At 68.4% G+C, this 20,605-nt stretch carries 18 protein-coding genes and 3 tRNA genes; 11 read left to right on the top strand and 10 right to left on the bottom strand.

Going from position 1 to position 20,605, the window contains the following annotated elements:
- Positions 1 to 7 precede the first annotated feature (7 nt).
- The 5 genes from gyrB (at position 8) to H489_RS31515 (ending at position 5,464) form a co-directional block, all read left to right on the top strand.
- Entirely contained in the window at positions 8 to 2,011 is a 2,004-nt protein-coding gene (gyrB, locus tag H489_RS31535; protein WP_017887811.1) for a DNA topoisomerase (ATP-hydrolyzing) subunit B, read from the top strand.
- A gap of 114 nt (positions 2,012 to 2,125) precedes the next feature.
- Positions 2,126 to 4,783: a DNA gyrase subunit A gene (gene gyrA, locus H489_RS31530; protein WP_017887810.1), complete on the top strand. Its 2,658-nt coding sequence runs from the start codon at positions 2,126 to 2,128 to the stop codon at positions 4,781 to 4,783.
- A complete protein-coding gene (locus tag H489_RS31525) occupies positions 4,776 to 5,183 on the top strand; it encodes a DUF3566 domain-containing protein (RefSeq protein WP_017887809.1) in 408 nt (135 codons plus the stop codon). Before gyrA ends, H489_RS31525 begins: the two co-directional genes overlap by 8 nt.
- A 75-nt stretch (positions 5,184 to 5,258) precedes the next feature.
- Positions 5,259 to 5,335 (top strand) — tRNA-Ile (locus tag H489_RS31520).
- Positions 5,336 to 5,391: 56 nt separating this feature from the next.
- Positions 5,392 to 5,464, top strand: a tRNA-Ala gene (locus tag H489_RS31515).
- 413 nt (positions 5,465 to 5,877) lie between these two features.
- Here the strand turns inward: H489_RS31515 and H489_RS31510 are convergent.
- The gene (locus tag H489_RS31510; protein ID WP_017887808.1) at positions 5,878 to 6,453 is read right to left on the bottom strand and encodes a hypothetical protein; all 576 of its coding nucleotides are present in this window, start codon (positions 6,451 to 6,453) and stop codon (positions 5,878 to 5,880) included.
- A 115-nt stretch (positions 6,454 to 6,568) separates the two neighbouring features.
- Between H489_RS31510 and H489_RS31505 the strand changes: the two genes are divergently transcribed.
- Both H489_RS31505 and H489_RS31500 read left to right on the top strand, forming a co-directional pair.
- Positions 6,569 to 7,108: a peptidylprolyl isomerase gene (locus H489_RS31505; RefSeq protein WP_017887807.1), complete on the top strand. Its 540-nt coding sequence runs from the start codon at positions 6,569 to 6,571 to the stop codon at positions 7,106 to 7,108.
- Positions 7,109 to 7,115: 7 nt separating this feature from the next.
- A complete protein-coding gene (locus H489_RS31500) occupies positions 7,116 to 7,970 on the top strand; it encodes a rhomboid family intramembrane serine protease (RefSeq protein WP_017887806.1) in 855 nt (284 codons plus the stop codon).
- 349 nt (positions 7,971 to 8,319) lie between these two features.
- Here H489_RS31500 and H489_RS31495 read toward each other — a convergent pair whose 3' ends face one another.
- Positions 8,320 to 8,574 (bottom strand): cell division protein CrgA, encoded by a 255-nt coding sequence (locus tag H489_RS31495; protein WP_017887805.1) that lies wholly within the window; start codon positions 8,572 to 8,574, stop codon positions 8,320 to 8,322.
- 81 nt (positions 8,575 to 8,655) lie between these two features.
- Between H489_RS31495 and H489_RS31490 the strand changes: the two genes are divergently transcribed.
- Entirely contained in the window at positions 8,656 to 9,300 is a 645-nt protein-coding gene (locus tag H489_RS31490) for an anthranilate synthase component II (RefSeq protein ID WP_017887804.1), read from the top strand.
- 334 nt (positions 9,301 to 9,634) lie between these two features.
- On the opposite strand, the gene pknB is transcribed toward H489_RS31490, so the two are convergent.
- The 7 genes from pknB to H489_RS31455 form a co-directional block, all read right to left on the bottom strand.
- Entirely contained in the window at positions 9,635 to 11,467 is a 1,833-nt protein-coding gene (gene pknB / locus H489_RS31485) for a Stk1 family PASTA domain-containing Ser/Thr kinase (RefSeq protein ID WP_152427298.1), read from the bottom strand.
- 120 nt (positions 11,468 to 11,587) lie between these two features.
- A complete protein-coding gene (locus tag H489_RS31480) occupies positions 11,588 to 13,375 on the bottom strand; it encodes a serine/threonine-protein kinase (protein WP_017887802.1) in 1,788 nt (595 codons plus the stop codon).
- Positions 13,372 to 14,826: a peptidoglycan D,D-transpeptidase FtsI family protein gene (locus H489_RS31475; RefSeq protein WP_017887801.1), complete on the bottom strand. Its 1,455-nt coding sequence runs from the start codon at positions 14,824 to 14,826 to the stop codon at positions 13,372 to 13,374. The genes H489_RS31480 and H489_RS31475 overlap by 4 nt, the downstream gene beginning before the upstream one ends.
- On the bottom strand, positions 14,823 to 16,268 hold the full coding sequence (locus tag H489_RS31470) for an FtsW/RodA/SpoVE family cell cycle protein (RefSeq protein ID WP_017887800.1): 1,446 nt from the start codon (positions 16,266 to 16,268) through the stop codon (positions 14,823 to 14,825). Before H489_RS31470 ends, H489_RS31475 begins: the two co-directional genes overlap by 4 nt.
- Positions 16,265 to 17,623, bottom strand: coding sequence for a Stp1/IreP family PP2C-type Ser/Thr phosphatase (locus H489_RS31465; protein WP_017887799.1), 1,359 nt, complete (start codon positions 17,621 to 17,623; stop codon positions 16,265 to 16,267). The genes H489_RS31470 and H489_RS31465 overlap by 4 nt, the downstream gene beginning before the upstream one ends.
- Before the next feature lie 6 nt (positions 17,624 to 17,629).
- Complete coding sequence (locus tag H489_RS31460) at positions 17,630 to 18,181, bottom strand: FHA domain-containing protein (protein WP_017887798.1); 552 nt, start codon at positions 18,179 to 18,181, stop codon at positions 17,630 to 17,632.
- On the bottom strand, positions 18,178 to 18,858 hold the full coding sequence (locus H489_RS31455) for an FhaA domain-containing protein (protein WP_017887797.1): 681 nt from the start codon (positions 18,856 to 18,858) through the stop codon (positions 18,178 to 18,180). The genes H489_RS31460 and H489_RS31455 overlap by 4 nt, the downstream gene beginning before the upstream one ends.
- A gap of 86 nt (positions 18,859 to 18,944) precedes the next feature.
- Between H489_RS31455 and H489_RS31450 the strand changes: the two genes are divergently transcribed.
- Positions 18,945 to 19,031, top strand: a tRNA-Leu gene (locus H489_RS31450).
- Between the two features lie 100 nt (positions 19,032 to 19,131).
- Here the strand turns inward: H489_RS31450 and H489_RS31445 are convergent.
- The gene (locus tag H489_RS31445; protein ID WP_139179580.1) at positions 19,132 to 19,611 is read right to left on the bottom strand and encodes a hypothetical protein; all 480 of its coding nucleotides are present in this window, start codon (positions 19,609 to 19,611) and stop codon (positions 19,132 to 19,134) included.
- A 90-nt stretch (positions 19,612 to 19,701) separates the two neighbouring features.
- Between H489_RS31445 and H489_RS31440 the strand changes: the two genes are divergently transcribed.
- Both H489_RS31440 and H489_RS38330 read left to right on the top strand, forming a co-directional pair.
- Positions 19,702 to 20,382 carry an NUDIX domain-containing protein gene (locus H489_RS31440; protein WP_017887795.1) on the top strand — a complete coding sequence of 227 codons (681 nt, stop codon included), beginning with the start codon at positions 19,702 to 19,704 and terminating at the stop codon, positions 20,380 to 20,382.
- Positions 20,383 to 20,417: 35 nt separating this feature from the next.
- Positions 20,418 to 20,579, top strand: coding sequence for a hypothetical protein (locus H489_RS38330; protein ID WP_156155365.1), 162 nt, complete (start codon positions 20,418 to 20,420; stop codon positions 20,577 to 20,579).
- Positions 20,580 to 20,605: the final 26 nt, after the last annotated feature.

Here is a 20,605-nt window from a genome sequence, read left to right as displayed (position 1 = left end):
GCTCGACATGGCATCAGAATCTGAAGACGACCCGCAGAACCCGCTCGAAGCGGAGACCCCGCAGAGCGAACCGTCCTACGGCGCAGACCAGATTCAGGTGCTCGAGGGGCTCGAGGCGGTCCGCAAGCGTCCCGGTATGTACATCGGTTCGACCGGTCCCCGCGGTCTGCACCACCTGGTCCAGGAGATCGTCGACAACTCGGTCGACGAAGCCCTCGCCGGGTACTGCGACACCATCGACGTGAGCATCCGTGAAGACGGTGGCGTCCGGGTGGTCGACAACGGCCGTGGCATCCCGGTCGACGTCCACGCGGCCGAGGGGGTCTCCACCCTGCAGGTCGTCCTCACCGTCCTGCACGCCGGCGGCAAGTTCGGCGGTGGCGGCTACGCCGTCTCCGGTGGTCTGCACGGCGTCGGTTCGTCCGTCGTGAACGCGCTGAGCTCCGAGCTCGACGTCGAGGTCCGTCGGCAGGGCCACGTCTGGCGTCAGAGCTACACCGACGGCGTCCCCGTGGCCCCCGTCTCGAAGGACGAACCGGCCGACGAGACCGGGACGACGATCACGTTCTGGCCGAACGCCGAGATCTTCGAGTCCGTCGTCTTCGACTACGAGACCCTGCGCACGCGCTTCCAGCAGATGGCCTTCCTGAACAAGGGTCTGCGGATCAACCTGCGCGACGAGCGCGCCCCCGAAGAAGGGGAAGAAGCTCGCAACGACACCTTCATGTACGAGCGTGGGCTCGCCGACTACGTCGAGTTCATCAACGCGCAGAAGAAGGCCGACCTCGTCCACCCCGACGTCATCGGCTTCGAGTCCGAGGACCCGGACCGCAAGATCGCGCTCGAGGTCGCGATGCAGTGGAACACCTCGTACCAGGAGAGCGTCCACACCTTCGCGAACACGATCAACACGCACGAAGGCGGGACCCACGAAGAGGGCTTCCGCGCCGCGCTCACGACCCTCGTCAACCGCTACGCGCGTGAGGCGAAGATCATCAAGGAGAAGGACGACAACCTGACGGGTGACGACATCCGCGAAGGGCTCACCGCCGTCATCTCCGTGAAGCTCGGCGAGCCGCAGTTCGAAGGGCAGACGAAGACCAAGCTCGGCAACACCGAGGCGAAGTCGTTCGTGCAGCGTGTCGTCGGCACCGAGCTGACCCACTGGTTCGAGAGCAACCCGACGCAGGCACGCGACGTCGTCCGCAAGGCGATCCAGGCGTCGCAGGCTCGGCTCGCGGCCCGCAAGGCACGCGAGACCACCCGTCGCAAGGGGCTGCTCGAGTCGGGCGGCATGCCCGGCAAGCTCAAGGACTGCCAGTCGAAGGACCCGACCCTGTCGGAGATCTTCATGGTCGAGGGCGACTCCGCCGGTGGTTCCGCCGTGCAGGGCCGAAACCCGATGACCCAGGCGATCCTGCCGCTGCGCGGCAAGATCCTGAACGTTGAGAAGGCCCGGCTCGACCGTGCCCTCGCCAACCAGGAGATCCAGTCGATGATCACGGCGTTCGGCGCCGGCATCGGTGAGGACTTCGACCCGGACAAGGCCCGGTACCACAAGATCGTGCTGATGGCCGATGCCGACGTCGACGGCCAGCACATCACGACGCTGCTGCTCACGCTGCTCTTCCGCTACATGCGTCCGCTCATCGAGCGTGGGTACGTGTACCTCGCGCAGCCGCCGCTGTACCGCCTGAAGTGGTCGAACTCGGCGCACGAGTACGTGTTCAGCGACCGGGAGCGCGACGCCCTGATGCAGGCCGGCCTCGCCGCCGGCAAGCGCATCCCGAAGGACAACGGGATCCAGCGCTACAAGGGCCTCGGCGAGATGGACTACAAGGAGCTCTGGGACACCACGATGAACCCGGACACCCGCACGCTCCTGCAGGTCACGCTGGAGGACGCAGCCGCGGTCGACAGCACCTTCTCGACGCTGATGGGTGAGGACGTCGACGCACGTCGCCAGTTCATCCAGCAGAACGCCAAGGACGTCCGCTTCCTCGACATCTAACGGCCAGGAGGCGCGGTGTGAGCCGCGTCGACCAGTCCTGACCACCTGTGGTCGCGCCCGGCGCGACCAACGGAACCACAGCCTCCAGGCTGTCCAGAAAGGGAACGAAGCCACATGGCTGACGACAACGAGAACGGCGCCGACGAGCAGCCCGAGATCGTCCACGGCGACAGCGGGGACATCGTCGTCTCCGGTGACCGCATCTCGCAGGTCGACCTGCAGCTCGAGATGCAGCGCTCGTACCTCGACTACGCGATGTCGGTCATCGTCGGTCGTGCCCTGCCGGAGGTCCGCGACGGCCTCAAGCCGGTGCACCGCCGTGTGATCTACGCGATGTTCGACGGCGGTTACCGCCCGGACCGTGCGTTCTCGAAGTGCTCCCGCGTCGTCGGTGACGTGATGGGCCAGTTCCACCCGCACGGTGACTCGGCGATCTACGACGCCCTGGTCCGTCTGGTGCAGCCGTGGTCGCTCCGGTACCCGCTGGCGCTCGGCCAGGGCAACTTCGGTTCGCCCGGCAACGACGGCGCCGCCGCCCCGCGGTACACCGAGACGAAGATGGCGCCGCTCGCGCTCGAGATGGTCCGCGACATCGACGAGGACACCGTCGACTTCCAGGACAACTACGACGGCCGCACGCAGGAGCCGGCGATCCTGCCGGCCCGGTTCCCGAACCTGCTCGTCAACGGGTCCGTCGGCATCGCGGTCGGCATGGCCACGAACATCCCGCCGCACAACCTGCGCGAGGTCGCCGAGGGTGCGAAGTGGGCGCTCGACAACCCCGACGCCACCCGCGAAGAGCTGCTCGCCGCGCTCATGCAGCGCATCAAGGGCCCGGACTTCCCGACCGGTGCGCAGGTGCTCGGCACCAAGGGCATCCAGGACGCCTACCGCACCGGCCGTGGCTCGATCACGATGCGTGCCGTGGTCTCGGTGGAGGAGATCCAGGGGCGCACCTGCCTCGTCGTCACCGAGCTGCCGTACCAGGTCAACCCGGACAACCTGGCGATCAAGATCGCCGAGCTCGTCAAGGACGGCAAGCTCGCCGGCGTCGCCGACATCCGCGACGAGACCTCCGGTCGGACCGGGCAGCGCCTGGTCATCGTGCTGAAGCGCGACGCCGTCGCCAAGGTCGTGCTGAACAACCTGTACAAGCACACCCAGCTGCAGGAGAACTTCGGTGCGAACATGCTCGCGATCGTCGACGGTGTGCCCCGCACCCTGCCGCTCGACGGCTTCATCTCGGCGTGGGTCGCCCACCAGGTCGACGTCATCGTGCGCCGCACGCAGTACCGGCTGCGCGAGGCCGAGAAGCGCGCCCACATCCTGCGCGGGTACCTGGCTGCGCTCGACGCCCTCGACGAGGTCATCGCGCTCATCCGTCGTTCGCCCGACGTCGAAGAGGCCCGCACCGGCCTGATGGACCTGCTGTCCGTCGACGAGATCCAGGCGCGCGCGATCCTGGAGCTGCAGCTCCGTCGCCTCGCGGCCCTGGAGCGCCAGAAGATCCACGACGAGGCCGAAGAACTCGAGCGCAAGATCGCCGACTTCCAGGACATCCTGGCGTCGGAGAGCCGTCAGCGCTCGATCATCCGCGACGAGCTCAGCGAGATCGTCGACCGCTTCGGCGACGACCGCCGCACCGAGATCATGTTCGGCTACGACGGCGACATGTCGATGGAAGACCTGATCCCCGAAGAGGAGATGGTCGTCACCATCACCCGCGGTGGCTACGTCAAGCGCACGCGGAGCGACCAGTACCGCTCGCAGCACCGCGGTGGCCGAGGTGTCCGTGGGGCCCAGCTCCGCGCCGACGACATCGTCGAGCACTTCTTCGTCACGACGACGCACCACTGGCTCCTGTTCCTCACCGACCAGGGACGGGTCTACCGCGCCAAGGCGTACGAGCTGCAGGAGGCCGGCCGTGACGCGAAGGGCCAGCACGTCGCGAACCTGCTGGCGATGCAGCCCGACGAGCAGATCCAGCAGGTGCTCGACATCCGCGACTACGAGGTCGCCCAGTACCTCGTCCTCGCGACCGAGCACGGCCTGGTGAAGAAGACCGCGCTGACCGAGTACGACACGAACCGCACCGGCGGCATCATCGCCATCAACCTGCGCGACGGCGACAAGCTCCGCCAGGCGCTGCTCGTCGACGAGCACGACGACCTGCTGCTGGTGTCCCGCCAGGGCATGTCGCTCCGGTTCACCGCGACGAACGACACCCTGCGTCCGATGGGTCGATCGACCTCGGGTGTGAAGGGCATGTCCTTCCGCGACGGTGACTCGCTGCTCGCGGCCCGGGTCGTCTCCGACGACGGGTTCGTCTGGGTGATGACCGAGGGTGGCTACGCCAAGCGCACCGCAGTCGACCAGTACCGCGTGCAGGGCCGTGGCGGTCTGGGCATCAAGGTGGCCAAGTTGGCGCTCGACCGAGGCGATCTTGTGGGCGCTCTCATCGTCGGCGAGGACGACGAAGTGCTCGTCGTGCTGCAATCGGGCAAGGTGGTAAGGTCTGCCGTGGCCGAGGTCCCTGCCAAGGGCCGTGACACGATGGGCGTCGTCTTCGCGAGGTTCGCGGAGAACGACCGGATCATCGCGGTGGCCCGGAACACCGAGCGGAACCTGGACGACCAGGACGACGCCGAGATCGAGCCCGCGGGCCCGGTGGAGACGGTCAGCCCTGCCGAAGCGGCCCCGGATTCCACTGATCCCATCGACACCGAGCCCGTCGCAGACGAGGCCGGAGAGGACCAGTCAAGCAATGAGTAGTGTCGCCGAGAAGCTCCAGAAGAAGGCGAAGCGACCCGTCGGCACCCGCCAGGTGCGGTTGCGACTGGTCTACGTCGACTTCTGGTCGATGGTGAAGCTGAGCTTCCTCATCGCCCTGGCCGGCAGCATCGTGATCGTGGTCGCCACGGCACTGGTGTGGGTCATCCTGAACCAGACGGGTGTGTTCACCCAGATCGACGCCCTGCTGAAGGACGTCACCGGTCAGAACAGTTACTCGATCATGGACCAGTTCTCGCTGGGCCAGGTCCTCGGGTTCTCCATCGTCGTGGGCATCCTCAACGTGGTCGTCGGCACCGTGCTCGGCGCCATCGTGAGCGTGCTCTACAACCTCAGTGTGCGGATCACGGGCGGGCTGCTCGTGGGCTTCACGAACAACTGACACACCCGGCCGGATGAGGCCGACCGCTCGATTTCGTTCTCTGGGATCGGTACGGTAGGCTTTCATCCGGTCTGAGGGGCTATAGCTCAGGCGGTTAGAGCGCTTCGCTGATAACGAAGAGGTCCAAGGTTCAAGTCCTTGTAGCCCCACCAGTTCTCCGGAACAGCACGACAATCCGATCCTGTCGCCGATCACCTCGGTGGCACTCGGGGCCTTAGCTCAGTTGGTAGAGCGCCTGCTTTGCAAGCAGGATGTCGGGAGTTCGATTCTCCCAGGCTCCACTCCCTCTGCACGAGTCCTGCTTCGCTCGTTCCTCGCTCCGCCGTCTTCGGTCGTCGTGCTTGTCTGCGCGCCTTCGGCGACGCGCCGCTCCGCGATGGTTGGGTTCGCCACTCTCCCTGCAGGTTGCTTCTTGTCGAGTGGTCACGACATGCCGCGTGCGGTTTGCCGAGGTGGCTGGAACTGTCGTCTGCGCGTCCTCCGGACGACAGGATGCGACCTGTCGGTGGCTGCCCCGGGGCGTGTTGCGTGACGGCCCGCCGGACGGGAGGCGCGGTGCCAGGCCGGTGCGGGCCTCCAGGCGGGTGGGCGGGCGCGTTCAGGGCGCGTCACCGTGCGCGGGTGCGTGGTCGCCAGGCCCGGGAACGACGAAGGGCCCCGGCTGGTGCCGGGGCCCTTCGTACGAACCGGGAGGTCAGGCGGCGGGCTTCTCCGCCGTGTCAGCGTCGTCGGCGACCCAGAGGTCGTCGTCGGCACGGAGCGTCTGGTACGCGGCGTACGCAGCACCGGCGACGGCGACGACGCCGACGATGATGAGTGCGACTCCGCCGAAGCCGAGGCCCTTCTTCTGCTGCGACGGGACGTACTTCGCAGCGGCCTTCTTGGCCTTCTTGCCCTTCTTCTGGGCGTTCTTCACGATCTTCTTGACCCGGGGGTCCTTCGCGAGATCGGTCACGCTCAGCACCGAACCAGCGGTCGAGACGAGTCCGGGGACCACCTCGGACTGGAACTTGTGCGAAGCGCTCTGCGCTGCCGAGGTGGCAGCGTGCACGCCGGTCGCGAACGCGGGACGGATCCCGTTGTCGATCGCGTTCTGCACGCGGGGTGCGATGTCCTTGCGAGCTGCGTCCGCGGCGTTGGTCCGGGCCTCAGCCAGGATCGCGTTCGCGTGCTCGAGGACCTTGCGCTGCTCGCCGAGGAGCGAGGCGGTCTGGCCCTTGAGCTTCTTGATCTGCTTCCGACGCTTTCGCGGGATCTCGATCGTCGTCATCTGGTACCTCCATCGGATCGGCGTGACCCCATCCTGCCACCACACTGCCTGACAGGTCACGGAGCCGTAGCTGTGGGATCCGTCCACGGTCAGGAGTACATGCGAGAATCGGAACATGTCTCTGCACACCGCTGTCGCAACGATCCACACCAACAAGGGCGACATCCGCGTCAACCTGTTCGGCAACCACGCACCGAAGACCGTCAAGAACTTCGTCGACCTCGCAACGGGCCAGCAGGAGTGGACCCACCCCGGCACGGGCAAGGTCTCGACCGACAAGCTCTACGACGGCGTGATCTTCCACCGCATCATCAAGGACTTCATGATCCAGGGCGGCGACCCGCTCGGCCAGGGCATCGGCGGCCCGGGTTACCGCTTCGACGACGAGATCTCCCCGGAGCTCACGTTCCAGAACCCCTACATCTTCGCCATGGCGAACGCCGGCATCCAGGGCGGCCGCGGCACCAACGGCTCGCAGTTCTTCATCACCACGGTGGCGACGCCGTGGCTGCAGGGCAAGCACACCATCTTCGGTGAGGTCGCCGACGACGAGTCCCGCGCGGTCGTCGACGCGATCGAGGCCGTGCCGACCGACGGCCGCGACAAGCCCGTCGAGGACGTCGTCATCCAGAGCATCGACGTCGAAGGCGTCTGACCCGCACGTGACCGACCAGGCGTACAACCCGAACAACACCTGCTACCGGCATCCGGACCGGCAGAGCTTCGTGCTCTGCCAGCGCTGTGGGCGGACGATCTGCCCGGAGTGCCAGACGCCGGCGGCGGTCGGGGTGCACTGCCCGGAGTGCGTGCGTGAACAGCGCGCACAGTTCGCAGCGAACCGCCGAGCGTCCGGAGCCCCCAGCGGGTTCACGGTCGCTCGGCGTCGGTTCGCGATGCTCGACCAGAAGGGCACGACCGTCATCGTGGCGATCACGGTGGCGATCTGGTTGCTCGACCAGGTCAGCGGACGGTTCTTCACGAGCTTGCTCGCCTACAACTCGCTGCTGCTGCCGACGCAGCCCTGGCGTGTGGTGACCTCGCTGTTCGTGCACTCGGGCATCTTCCACATCCTGTTCAACATGTGGGCGCTCTGGATCTTCGGTCGCATGCTCGAGAACATGCTCGGTACCTGGCGGTTCGTGGCGCTGTACTTCATCACCGGGATCTTCGGGTCCATGCTCGTCACCTTCCTGGCGCCGGGGACGACCGTGCTGGGTGCTTCGGGTGCGATCTTCGGGCTGTTCGCCGCGTTCTTCGTGCTGCAGCGCAGCCTGGGGAACAACGCCGTGCAACTCCTCGTGCTCATGGGACTGAACCTGGTCATCGGGTTCCTGCCCGGAGTCAACATCTCGTGGCAGGCGCACGTCGGCGGGATCATCGGCGGGTTCCTGATGGGCTTCGTCTTCGCGCAGACGCGCAACGTCCGGAAGCGACCGCTGCAGATCGCCCTGATCATCGGCGCGGCGGTGCTCGGCATCGCGCTCACCGCTGTCGGGTACGCGGTCACGATCGGCTGACACCGCCACAACGCGCTCCTCGAACGCCCCGTCGCACTGCGACGGGGCGTTCGTCGTTCCCGGTGCTGTCCGTGCCCTGCTCGTCCACAGCTGTCCACAGCGCCACCGAGAGTTATCCACAGGTGTGGAGAAGGTGGTGAGTTACACCAGTGTGATTATCCCCACTGTGGACACAGCTGTGGATAACTCCGGGGCGGTGCTGTGGATGATCGTGTGGAGAGTGGGGGGAAGTGTGGAGAACAGCAGGATCGTCGAGGATGTGCGGTCCGGAGGAGCTCCTGCTTGTGGAGAACGAGAACGCCCGCCACACCTTGCGGTGTGACGGGCGTCGGGGGCGGCAGCCTGGAGGTCAGCGCCACCGGGTGGTCATGAGGAAGCCGACGAACATGATGCCGAAGCCGATCAGGATGTTCCACGAGCCGAGGCTCGGGACCGGCAGGGTGGCGTTCGAGATGTAGAAGACGATCACCCACACCAGGCCGACGAGCATGAAGCCGAACATGACCGGCTTGAACCACACCGGGTTGGGGGCGTCCCCAGCGGTGTCGACCGAGTCGGCTCGGGTCCTCCGGGCGGGCTTGGTGCGGTCCTTGTCCTTGGCCATGGCCGGTATCCTACCGTGACCACGTGTGTGGATCGGCCCGCGGACCGCCGCACACATCGCCCACGAGTACGGTGGACCGCCATGACCAGGATCCTCGTCGTCGACAACTACGACAGCTTCGTCTACACGCTCAACGGCTACGTGCAGCAGCTCGGCGCCGAGACGGACGTCGTCCGCAACGACGCCTTCCCCGAGTCCGAGATCGCCGACCGCATCGCCGAGTACGACGGCGTGCTGCTCTCCCCGGGTCCGGGGACACCGGCGGCCGCGGGCGTCTCGATCCCCACCGTGCACGCCGCCATCGCCGCCGAGGTCCCGCTCCTCGGCGTCTGCCTCGGGCACCAGGCCATCGCCGAGGCCCTCGGTGCCACGGTCACCCACGCCGAGGAGCTCATGCACGGCAAGACCTCCCAGGTCGACCACGACGGCAGTCCGCTGTTCGACGGCGTCCCCCACCCGTTCACGGCCACGCGCTACCACTCGCTCGCGATCGTCGATGGCACGGTCCCCGACGAACTCACCGTGACGGCGCGCACCGGCGGCGGGGTCATCATGGGGGTCCAGCACCGCGAGCACCCCGTGTTCGGTGTGCAGTTCCACCCGGAGTCGGTCCTGACCGAGGGCGGCTACCGCATGGTCGGCAACTGGCTCGAGACCACCGGGCTGTCCGGAGCGGCCGAGCGCGCCGCCGGTCTCGGGCCGCTCATCGCGACGCACCGCGCCTGACGAGCCTCCGCGGCGGCAGACGCCGTCGTCTTCACGAGACGCCGCCGGAATCGGCGGCGTCTCGTGCGTTGCGGGGCGTCACGCCGACACGCCGGCGTGTGCCTGGCACTGGACCGGGCCGCCTGCGTGCCGCGCGTTCTGGGGCGGGCGTGCGCTGTGCCTCCAGGCTGTGACGAACACGCCGTGACGAACACGCCGTGACGAAGGAGCCGTGACGAACGCGCCCAGCGCACGCGACGGCAACGCCGCTCCGCGGACTGGAGGCCCGTCACCCGTCCGTCAGGACGGCCCCGTCACGAGATGGTCGGGTTCGCCGCCCGGCCCCGAGGTCGGCTCAGCGGCCGTCGCCACCGTCGTCGCCACCGCGGTCGGTGTTCCCACCGTCACCACCGTTGCCGCCGCTGTCGTTGTTGTTGTTCGACGACGGTGCCTTCGGCGGCGCCGCAGCTCGTGCACAGTAGGTGAGCGTGACGGCACTGCCCTGCGCGACGTCGCCAGCGGGGGTGTCCTGCTGCGTGACCACGCCGCCGGTGCACGAGTAGGACGGCGCCGGGTTCACGGTGAGTCCGAGCTGCTCCACGGTGGCCTTCGCCGCCGAGTACTGCTGCTGCGTCACGTCGGGCAGCTGCACCTTGCCGTTGGAGACCGTCAGGTTGATCACGATGCCCTTGGTGTGCAGGGAACCCGACTCGGGGTCGGAGCTCAGGACCGTGCCCTCGGGGACGTCGGTGGAGTAGTCGCTCGAGATCGCGCCCAAGCGGAAGCCGGCGTTGTCGAGCGCCTGTTGCGCTGCGGCTTGCGACTGCCCGTTCAGCTCGGGCACGGGGACGCGCTCCGGTCCGATGGAGACCACGACGTTGACGTTCTGGTTGCGTCCGACGTTCACGCCCGAACCCGGGTCGGTCCGGATGACCAGGCCCTTGTCGACGCTGTCGGAGTTCTCCTCGACCTTGACCGGCTTGAGGGACTTCTTCTCGATGGCGCTGGCCGCGGAGCTGTACGTCGACCCTGCGACGTTCGGCACGCTGACCGAGGACGACACCGGGGGCTTGCCGGGCTGCAGGTTCGCGACGAAGAACACCACGGCCACGATGACCGCGACGGTGAGCAGGATGCCCACCCAGATCCACGCGACCGGCGGACGGTTCTGCGTGCGCTGCGGGCGGTGCTCGGCGGTGTCGTCGTCGAGCTCGCGGAACGCCGAGGCGGCGTTGGTCGTTGTGCGCGGATCGACGCCGAACAGCACGGTCGACGCATCGTTCTGGGCGTTCTGCTGCTGCTTCTTGGTGGAGGTGGGGACCCGGCCGGCCGCGGCCTGCTGCAGGTCCGCGCGGAACTCGGCCGCGTTCTGGAACCGGCGCGTGCGGTCCTTGACCAGGGCGTGGAGCGTCACGGCGTCGAGGGCCGGGGACACCTCGGGCGAGATCGTCGACGGTGCGACCGGCTGCTCGCTGACGTGCTGGTACGCGACCGCCACCGGGGTGTCCCCGAGGAACGGCGCGCGACCGGTGAGGAGCTCGAAGAGCACGACGCCGGTGGAGTACAGGTCGGTGCGGGCGTCGACGGTCTCGCCGCGGGCCTGCTCCGGTGAGAAGTACGAGGCCGTGCCGAGGATCGACGTGGTCTGGGCCACCGTGGCCGAGGTGTCGGTGATCGCCCGGGCGATGCCGAAGTCCATGACCTTCACCTGGCCGCTGTGCGTGACCATGACGTTGGCGGGCTTGATGTCACGGTGGACGACGCCGGCGCGGTGTGAGTACTCGAGCGCGGTGAGGATGCCCTCGGTGATGCGGACGGCTTCGTCCGGGGCGACGGCACCTTCGGCGATGATGTCGGAGAGCGGTCGGCCCTCGACGTACTCCATCACGATGAAGGGCACCTGCACCTCGGCACCCGAGGGCTCGGACACCGTCTCTTCGCCGGCGTCGTACACGCGCACGACGGTCGGGTGTGCCATGCGCGCAGCAGCCTGGGCTTCCTGCCGGAAGCGCGTGCGGAAGGCCGGGTCGTTGGCGAGGCTCGGCTTGAGGAGCTTCACCGCGACCTTGCGGCCGAGGCGGGTGTCGTTGCCGAGGTGCACGGTCGCCATGCCGCCCCGACCGATGACGTCACCGATCTCGTAGCGATTGGCGAGGAGCGTGATCCCCGCGGTCACACCTTCTGGCACGTACTCCTCCGTCTGTTCGTCCGGCTAGTGTACGGCAGCACGACCTGGTGAGACGCTGGCCGGAGAGGGGTCGACCGAACCGTTACCGAACGGTGTCGACAGCCCCCGTCCGGGGGTCGTTCACTGGCCGTCCTGCGGGCCGGGCTGGCTCGGGTTGGTCCCGTCGCCGGGGTCCGTTCCGTCACCCGGGTCCGTCGTCTCCTGGTCCGTGGGCTCGGTCCACTCGACCTGGGCGCCCGGCGAGGACGCCGAGACGACCGAGGCATCGGACTGCGGCGACTTGCAGGTGACCTTGTACGACAGGGCGACCTTGCCGTACTGGGCACCGGCGACGGTCACCGCGGTGCCCGAGGTGGAGCCGGAGCTGCTGCCGTTCGACGTCACGGTGCCGTTGTCGATCGTGTACGTGTAGCTGACGTCCGAGTACCCGGCGGGGCAGCTCGTGTACGCCGGCCAGCTGAAGGTCACGCGACCGGACTCACTGACGGTCCCACCGGTGGCACGCTCGGGCGCCGGTGCGGTCAGCACGTCGCCGTAGGACTTGATCGTGACGAGCGTGTTCGGTGCCAGGCTGCCCTCGGGGCTGAGCGACTCGACGGTGCCGACCTGGTCGGACGTCGTCGCGTTCGATCCGTCGACGACCTCGGCCTGCAGACCCCGGGCACGCAGCTGGTTCGCGACGTCCTCGGCGTTCTGCCCCTGGTAGTCGGCTGCCGACACCGTGACGCGGGTCTCGGTCGGCTCGGGGGACGGCGTCTCGGTGGGCGTGCGGGACGGCTTCGGCGTGCTCGAGGACTTCGTGGGCTCGGGCTCCGGGGCGTTGTTCGCGTTCAGGGCGTACGCCGTGCCGGCGGCGATGGCGAGCACGACGACGATGCCGACGACCCACCAGATCCAGGCACGCTTCTTCTTCGGTTCCTCGGGCTCGTCGCTGACGGGCGAGCGGGGGGCCCCGGGTCCGCCGGCCATCGATCCTGCCTGGGTGCCGATGAGTGCGGTCGCGGCGTCGTTCCCCTGGCCCTGGGGCGGGTTGAACGCGACGGTGCCGTTCCCCGCGATGGCGGGGACGGCCACGGTGGCGGCGGCGACGTCACCCCGGCGGAGCGCCTGGGCGGCGCGGGCCAGGTTCGCTGCCGTCGCGGGACGGTCGGCGGGCTTCTTCGCGATGCACGAGATGACCAGGGCCGAGACCGGCTCGGGGATGTCCCCGGGCAGCGGCGGCGGCTGCTCGTTGATGTGCGCCATCGCGATCGCGACCTGCGACTCACCGGTGAACGGACGACGACCCGCCAGGGCCTCGTACGCGACGATGCCGAGCGAGTAGATGTCGGTCGACGGCGAGGCGGGGTGGCCGCTGGCCTGCTCGGGCGACAGGTACTGCACCGTGCCCATCACCTGACCGGTCGCGGTGAGCGGGACCTGGTCGGCGATGCGGGCGATGCCGAAGTCGGTGATCTTGACGCGACCGTCGGGCGTGATGAGCAGGTTGCCCGGCTTGATGTCGCGGTGCACCAGGCCGACCGCGTGTGCGGCCTGCAGGGCGTTCGCGGTCTGCGCGACGATGTCGAGCACCTTGTCGACCGGGAGCGTGTGCTCGCGTTCGATCATGGTCGACAGGGCCTCGCCGGGGACGAGCTCCATCACGAGGTAGGCGCTGCCGTCCTCCTCGCCGTAGTCGAAGACGTTGGCGATGCCCTCGTGGTTGACGAGGGCAGCGTGCCGGGCCTCGGCGCGGAAGCGCTCGAGGAAGCCGGGGTCACCGAGGTACTCGTCCTTGAGGATCTTGAGTGCGACGGTTCGGCCGATGACGAGGTCGGTCGCCTGCCACACCTCGCCCATGCCGCCGATGGCGACCCGGGAGGAGAGCTGGTACCGCCCACCGAAGGTGAGTCCGCTGGTGGGTCTCATTTGTTCAGCACCGCCTCCATGACTTTCTTCGCGACCGGGGCCGCGACCGTGTTGCCGACTCCGGACTGCCCGAGCCCGCCGCCGTTCCCGACGACCACCGCCACGGCGACCTCCGGGTCCTTCGCGGGGGCGAACCCCGTGAACCAGAGCGTGTACGGATCGCCGGTGCCGCCTTCAGCCGTGCCGGTCTTGCCGGCGACGTCGACACCGTCGATCTTGGCATTGGTACCGGTCCCCGCGTTCACGACGCTCTGCATGGCCTCGGTGAGGTCAGCGGACTCGGAGGACGACAGCGGATCACTGTACTGCCTCGGAGAGAAGGACTCGACGGTCTTCAGGTCACTCGTGGTGATCGAGTCGACGAGTGAGGGCTGCATGACCTTGCCGCCGTTCGCGATGCCGGCCGACACCATCGCCATCTGCAGCGGGGAGACCCGGACGCTCGCCTGGCCGAAGGCGCTCAGCATGAGCTGGGCCGTCGAGTCGACGTCGGGGTACTGGCTGGCGGTCGCGGCCATCGGGATCTCGATGGCGTCGCCGAAGCCGTACTTGTCGGCCATGTCCTTGATCGCGTCGTACCCGAGCTTCTGACCGAGTTCGGCGAAGGGGATGTTGCACGAGTACTGGATCGCGGTGCGCAGCTTGACCTTGTCGCCGCCGCCGCAGGTGCCGCCCTCGGCGTTGTTGATGTACGAGCTCGTACCCGGCAGCTGCAGTCGCGACGGGTTCGGGAACGTGGAGTCGAGGTTGTACTTGCCGCCCTCGAGCGCCGCCGAGGCGACGACGAGCTTGAACACCGATCCGGGCGTGTACAGGTCGCCGCCGATGGCACGGTTCTGCAGCGGCGCCGTGTCGGCACCGAGCAGCGCGTCGTACTGCCGCTTGACCTCGGCCGTGTCGTGCGAGGTGAGCGAGTTCGGGTCGTAGCTCGGCTTCGACACCATCGCCAGGATCTTGCCGGTCTTGGGCTGGATCGCGACGACCGCACCGCTGTTCGTGCCGAGGGCGTCGTACGCGGCCTGCTGCACGTCCGGGTCGATGGTCAGGTTGACGTTGTCGCCCTGGACGTCCTGGCCGGTGAGGATCGAGTTGAGGTTCTGGAAGAACGAGGCGTCCGAGTTGCCGGACAGCACGGTGTTCTCCGCGCTCTCGATGCCGGTGTTGCCCTGGCCGATCGTGAAGTAGCCGGTGACCGCCGAGTACAGGTCGCCGTTCGTGTACTTGCGCTGGTACTCGTACTGGTCGTTCACCGGGGTCGACTCGGCGATCGGGCTGCCGTCCACGAGGATCGCGCCACGCTTGGTCGAGTAACTGTCCAAGATGGTTCGGGAGTTCCGGGAGTCGGCGCGCAACGAGTCTGCCGAGAAGAACTGGATCGAGGTCGTCGACACGAAGAGTGCGACGAACATGAGCACGATGACGGTCGAGACACCGCGGAGCTGTCGGTTCATCGACGACGCTCCTTCCTGGTCGCGCGCGCGGACCGCCCGCTCGCGGCGGGGATCGCGCCCTGCTGGACACGCTGTTCGGCGGGGATCGCGTCGGTCAGGCGCAGCAGCATCGCGGCGATGATCCAGTTGGCGATGAGCGAGGAACCACCCGCGGCCATGAACGGGGTGGTCAGACCGGTGACGGGGATGATCCGGGTGATGCCGCCGACGACGACGAACACCTGCAGGGCGATGATGAAGCCGAAGCCCACACCGAGCAGCTTGCCGAAGTCGTCCTGCGCCATGAACCCGACGCGGATGCCACGGGACGCGAACACGATGAAGAGCGCGAGGATCGCGAAGACACCGATCAGGCCGAGCTCTTCGCCGAGTGACGCGACGATGTAGTCGGCGTTGGCGACCGGGGTGATGTACGGCCGGCCCTGGCCGAGGCCGGTGCCGGTGATCCCGCCGTTCGCGAAGCCGAACAGGCCCTGCACGAGCTGGTAGCTCGCCTGGGTGTCGCGGCTGAAGACCTCTTGGTTGAACGGGTCGAGCCACTGTTCGAAGCGGCCACGGACGTACTCGAGGAGACTCTGTGCGACGAGGGCGCCACCGATGAACAGCGTGAGACCGATCGCGACCCAGCTGACCCGTGCCGTGGCGACGTAGATCATCACGAGGAACAGGCCGAAGTAGAGCAGGGCGGTGCCGAGGTCGCGCTGGAACACGAGCACGGCCATCGCGGCGCCCCACATCACCAGGATGGGGCCGAGGTCGCGGGCACGCGGGAACGTCATGCCGAGGAACTTCTTGCCGACGATCGACAGCGAGTCACGGGCGGTGACGAGGTACCCGGCGAAGAACAGCGCCATGGTGATCTTCGCGAGCTCACCGGGCTGGAACGAGAACGGGCCGATCTTGATCCAGACCCGCGCGCCGCCGATGTTCGTGCCGATGCCGGGCAGCATGGGCAGGAGCAGCAGGACGATCGTCAGCGCCATGAAGATGTAGCGGTACCGCTGCAGGAACCGGTGGTTCCGGACGGCGACGAGCGTGATGATCGCCAGGACCATCGCGAGCATCGTCCAGACGATCTGCTTCACGCCGATGGCGTCCCAGCCGGACAGGCCGTTGTGGACGTCGATGCGGTAGATCTCGGCGATGCCGATGCCGTTCAGGACGAGCGCGATCGGCAGGATGAACGGGTCGGCGTTCTTCGCGACGACGCGCAACACCACGTGCATGACGAGCGCGAGGCCGAGGATGCCGCCACCCACCCAGAGCACCGACTGGTCGAACAGCCGGCCCTTGGTGCCGAGCTGCACGAGCACCATCGCGCCCGCGCAGATGCCGCAGGCGATGACGAGCAGGAAGAGCTCGAGGTTCCGCGCACGGGCGGGCTCCCGGAGCTTGATCGTGATCGCCTGCGTGAAGGACTGGGCGGCCGTGGCGGTGCTCATCGCGAGCTCCGCGTCGGGTTCGGCGACGGCGAGGACGATCGCGTCGGTGAGGGCGACGGCGACGGACTCGCGTTGCCGTCCCCGCCGGTGCCGGCCTGGTCCTCACCGGTCGCGGCGGCCTTGCGCAGGCGCTCGACGATGTCACGGGCGTCGGAGAGCGACTGCGCGTTGATCGTCGAGCGGACGTTCTCGCGGGTGTAGTCCGGCAGCGACGAGACCGTGATGTCGCTGTCCTCGTACACGTCCGACAGCGCCAACGGCCCGATCGACTGCTGCACGCCCTTGTAGATCGCGACGGTGCCCCGGTCGGTGCCGACGTAGTAGTGGTCCTGGGTGATCCGCCAACCGACGAACACGGCGCCGACGAGCACGGCGACGGCGACCACGAGCGCGACGGTCCAGGACACCCGACGACGGATGCGGCGTCGGCGGTCCTCGGCGATCAGCTCGGCGAAGAACTGGTCGGACTCGGGCTCGAAGTGCGAGTCCTCGGGCGCGGTGGTGACCTTGAGCGGGTGCAGCAGGATCGTGGGGAGGCGGATCGGCTTGCGGCCGGTCGACGCCTCGAAGGTGAGGGGTGCCGCGGCGGACCCGACGGTGGTGGCCGCGTCGTCGTCGTCCTCGGGCTCGGTGTCCGTGACGTCCATCACCACGACGGTGACGTTGTCGGGGGCGCCGTGGTCGAGCGTCTCCTTCACCAGGCGCTGCGTGACCTGGTTGGCGTCCATGTTCGACGCCAGGGCGTGCCGGATCCGCTCTTCGGCCAGGTACGACGACAGCCCGTCGGAGCAGAGCAGCCAGCGGTCGCCCGGCTGGATGTCCATGATCGCGGTGTCGACCTCGGGTGCTGCGTCGACGTCGCCCAGTACGCGCATCAGCACGGAGCGGCGCGGGTGGACCGCGGCTTCCTCCGGCGTGATCCGGCCGCTGTCGACCAGTCGCTGGACGAACGTGTGGTCCGACGTGATCTGCTGCAGCTCGCCGTCGCGGTGGCGGTAGATGCGGGAGTCGCCGATGTGCGCGATCGCGATCTGCTCGCCGACGCGGATCATCGCGGACACCGTGGTGCCCATGCCGGTGAGCTCCTGGTGCTCGAACACGGTCTCGGTGATCAGCTGGTTCGCGGCGATGAGTGCCGACTGCAGTGCGAACTCGGCGTCGTGCGCCGAGGGGAACTCGCGGTCGACCTCGCGGATGCGGCGGATCGCGATCGCCGAGGCGACGTCACCGCCGGCGTGGCCGCCCATGCCGTCCGCCACCGCGAACAGGTGCGCCCCGGCGTAGCCGGAGTCCTGGTTGTTCGCGCGGATGCGCCCCACGTGGGACACAGCGGCGCTCAGCGTGCGAGCGGTCATGCCGGGTTACCGCCGCAGCTCGAACGTCGTCGTCCCGATCGTGATCGGCGTGCCCTCTGCCACGAGGACGGGAGCGCTCACCTTCTGACCGTTGACGAAGGTGCCGTTCGTGGACTCGAGGTCGGTGAGGAGCCAGCCGTCGGCGCGCAGGTCGAGGCGGGCGTGGTTGGTCGAGGTGTAGTCGTCGCGGATCACGACGTTCGACTCGCTCGAGCGCCCGATCGTGATGGGGCCGCCACCGAGCGGCATCTCCATGCCCTCGCGCGCACCCTCGGTGATGACCAGGCGGGACGCGGCCTGCGAGGCGGGACGCTGCCCACCACCGGGCTGTCCGATGACGTCCGTGAACGCGCCGCTGGACGCGGGGCCGGGGGCCGCCGCTGCCGGGACGGTGGGGGTGCTCGGCCCGGACGGGGCCGACTTGGGATCGGTCGGGATCGTGCGGACGCGCTGGCCGAAGAGATCGCTGCGCAGGGCGAACACGATCACGAAGACGAACAGCCAGAGCACCGCGAGGAACACGAAGCGCAGGACGAGCAGGGTCAGGCCTGTGGTCATCGAGCACCTCCGTCGTTCTCCGGGATCACCCGGAACACCATACGGGTCCGACCGATCTCGATGGTGGAGTCCGGCTCAACGATCGCCTGCTGGAAGTGCTGACCGTTCAGCTTCGAGCCGTTCGTGGAGCCGAGATCGGTGGCCTGGGCGTGCTTGCCGTCCCACAGGACCTCGACGTGCTTGCGGCTCGTCCCGGTGTCCGCGATGGTGATGTCCGCGTCGCTGCCGCGCCCGATCACCGTGCGCCCGCGGTGCAGTCGGTGCCGCTGGGAGCCGATGTCGAGCACGGGGATCCAGGCCACGTCGCGCTGCACGGTGGTGGAGTCGACCTGCAGGATGCCCGTCGAGAGTGTGCCGTCCTGCTGGAGCCGGATGGTGACCGGGCCGGAGAACGAGTAGTTCTGCGCCACGGCGTGTTGGTGGACCATCTGGGTCAGTTCGTCGATGAGTGGACGACCGACGTCGTTCATGCGCGTGCAGTCCGGCGGCGCGAGACGAACGGTGAACTCGTTCGGCACGAGGATGCGCTCGCGGGAGACCACCGCGGCCTTGGTGTCGAGCTCGCGCCGCAGGGCGCTCGAGATCTCGACGGGCTGCACCCCGGAGCGGAAGGTCTTGGCGAACGCGCCGTTGACGGCGCGTTCCAACCCTCGCTCGAAGTTGTCCAGCAGGCCCATGCGTCTCCCGTGTCGTCGGTCGTCAACCACTGCATGGTAGTGGTTGGCGTTGACACCCGTCTGTGCGTGGTAGTGTTTCGGGGCTGGCGCGAGTGGCGGAATTGGTAGACGCGCACGGTTCAGGTCCGTGTGCTGGAAACGGCGTGGGGGTTCAAGTCCCCCCTCGCGCACCAGGCGAAGAACAGGAAAGGCCCCGGAGGAATCCGGGGCCTTTCGTGTTTCCGGGGCCTGGTCTCCAGGGGCTTCCCCGGGCCGTCCGTCGAACCTCCGGCGTCAGGACCGGTCCGCCTCCGTCGTGCGGTCAGGATCCGGCGCGGAGGCACGGCTCGGCCCCGACACGCCGGTCCCGTCGAACCCGTGGCCGGTCCTCCACGCCGCTCGTGCGGCGAAGTACGGGCGCGCGGTGGGCAGGAAGAGCAGGACCGCGGCGACGACCGACAGTGCGATCGTCAGGACGTCGAGCTGTCCGCCGGTGATGCTCAGGACCGCGCGGAAGCCCGCGACGACGACGAGCACGATGCGTGCGACCCGGGATCCCGCTGCCGTCCGGAACACCGCCCACGTCACCAGGGCCCAGAGCACCAGGGCGACGATCCCGGCGATGACCGGAGCCGGGTCGACCGCCGCGTCCGGTCTCCAGAACTGCAGCACCGTGGCAGCGATGCAGGCGACCACCCACACCAGCCACAGCACGAAGGACACGGTGACCACCCGCGGTCGGTCCGGTCGTCGGAGGATGAACGTCCTGGTCATGCTGCACCGTCCTCTGCCGCTCCCTGGTGCGGCACGTCGAGCGTACCGAGGGGGCGGAGTCCTGCCGGGGTGCCTCGCTACGGTGATCGTGTGACCGACGAACGCACCACCGTCCAGCGTCCCGGAGTGGACGTCCCCGACGATCGTGGCCGGACGGGGCTCGACGCCGTCGGCCGCGACCTCGACCGCAACCCCGACGTCGTCGTGCGGGACGTCGAGGTGGTGTCGAACGGATGGCACGTGCTCCGCCGCACGACCCTGGACGTCCGGCGCCGTGACGGTCGGTGGGACCGGCAGCAGCGCGAGACCTACGACCGCGGCAACGGTGCGACGGTGCTGCCGTACGACGCCGAGCGCGGCACGGTGCTGCTCACGCGGCAGTTCCGGTGGCCGGCGTACGTGAACGGACACCCGGACGGGATGCTGATCGAGGCCGCGGCGGGTCTGCTCGACGAGGACGACCCGGAGACCGCCGTCCGGCGCGAGGCCGCCGAGGAGCTCGGCATCCGGCTCGGCGCGCTCGAGCACCTGGGTGCCGTGTTCATGAGCCCCGGTTCGGTCACCGAGCGGGTCCACTTCTACGTGGGCGCGTACACGCCCGCGGACCGGGTCGAGGCCGGCGGCGGTGTGGAGGACGAGGGTGAGGACATCGAGGTGCTCGAGCTCCCGCTCGATGCGGCACTCGCGATGGTCGCGGACGGCCGGATCGCCGACGGCAAGACGATCATGCTGCTGCAGTGGGTGGCGCTCCGGCGCGGGTCCGCTCGCTGAACGGTCGTGGTGCCGGTCCGCGTACCGTCCGGGCCATGACTGATTCGACGACACCGGACGGATCGAGCGATCCCACCGAGACCCAGCAGCAGTACACCGAGGACCTGCCGGACGGGTCGTCGACGGGTGACGCGACGAAGGACCCGCAGCAGGACAGCGACGTCGACTCGGGCGGCGAGCCCGCCGACCCGCAGTAGCGGCGACCGGACGACGGACGGGAGGC

This window comes from Curtobacterium flaccumfaciens UCD-AKU (genome assembly GCF_000349565.1).
Classification (GTDB): Bacteria; Actinomycetota; Actinomycetes; order Actinomycetales; family Microbacteriaceae; genus Curtobacterium; species Curtobacterium poinsettiae.
The sequence above is the reverse complement of the archived record's forward strand: the minus strand, read 5'-3'. Positions and strand labels throughout refer to the sequence as shown.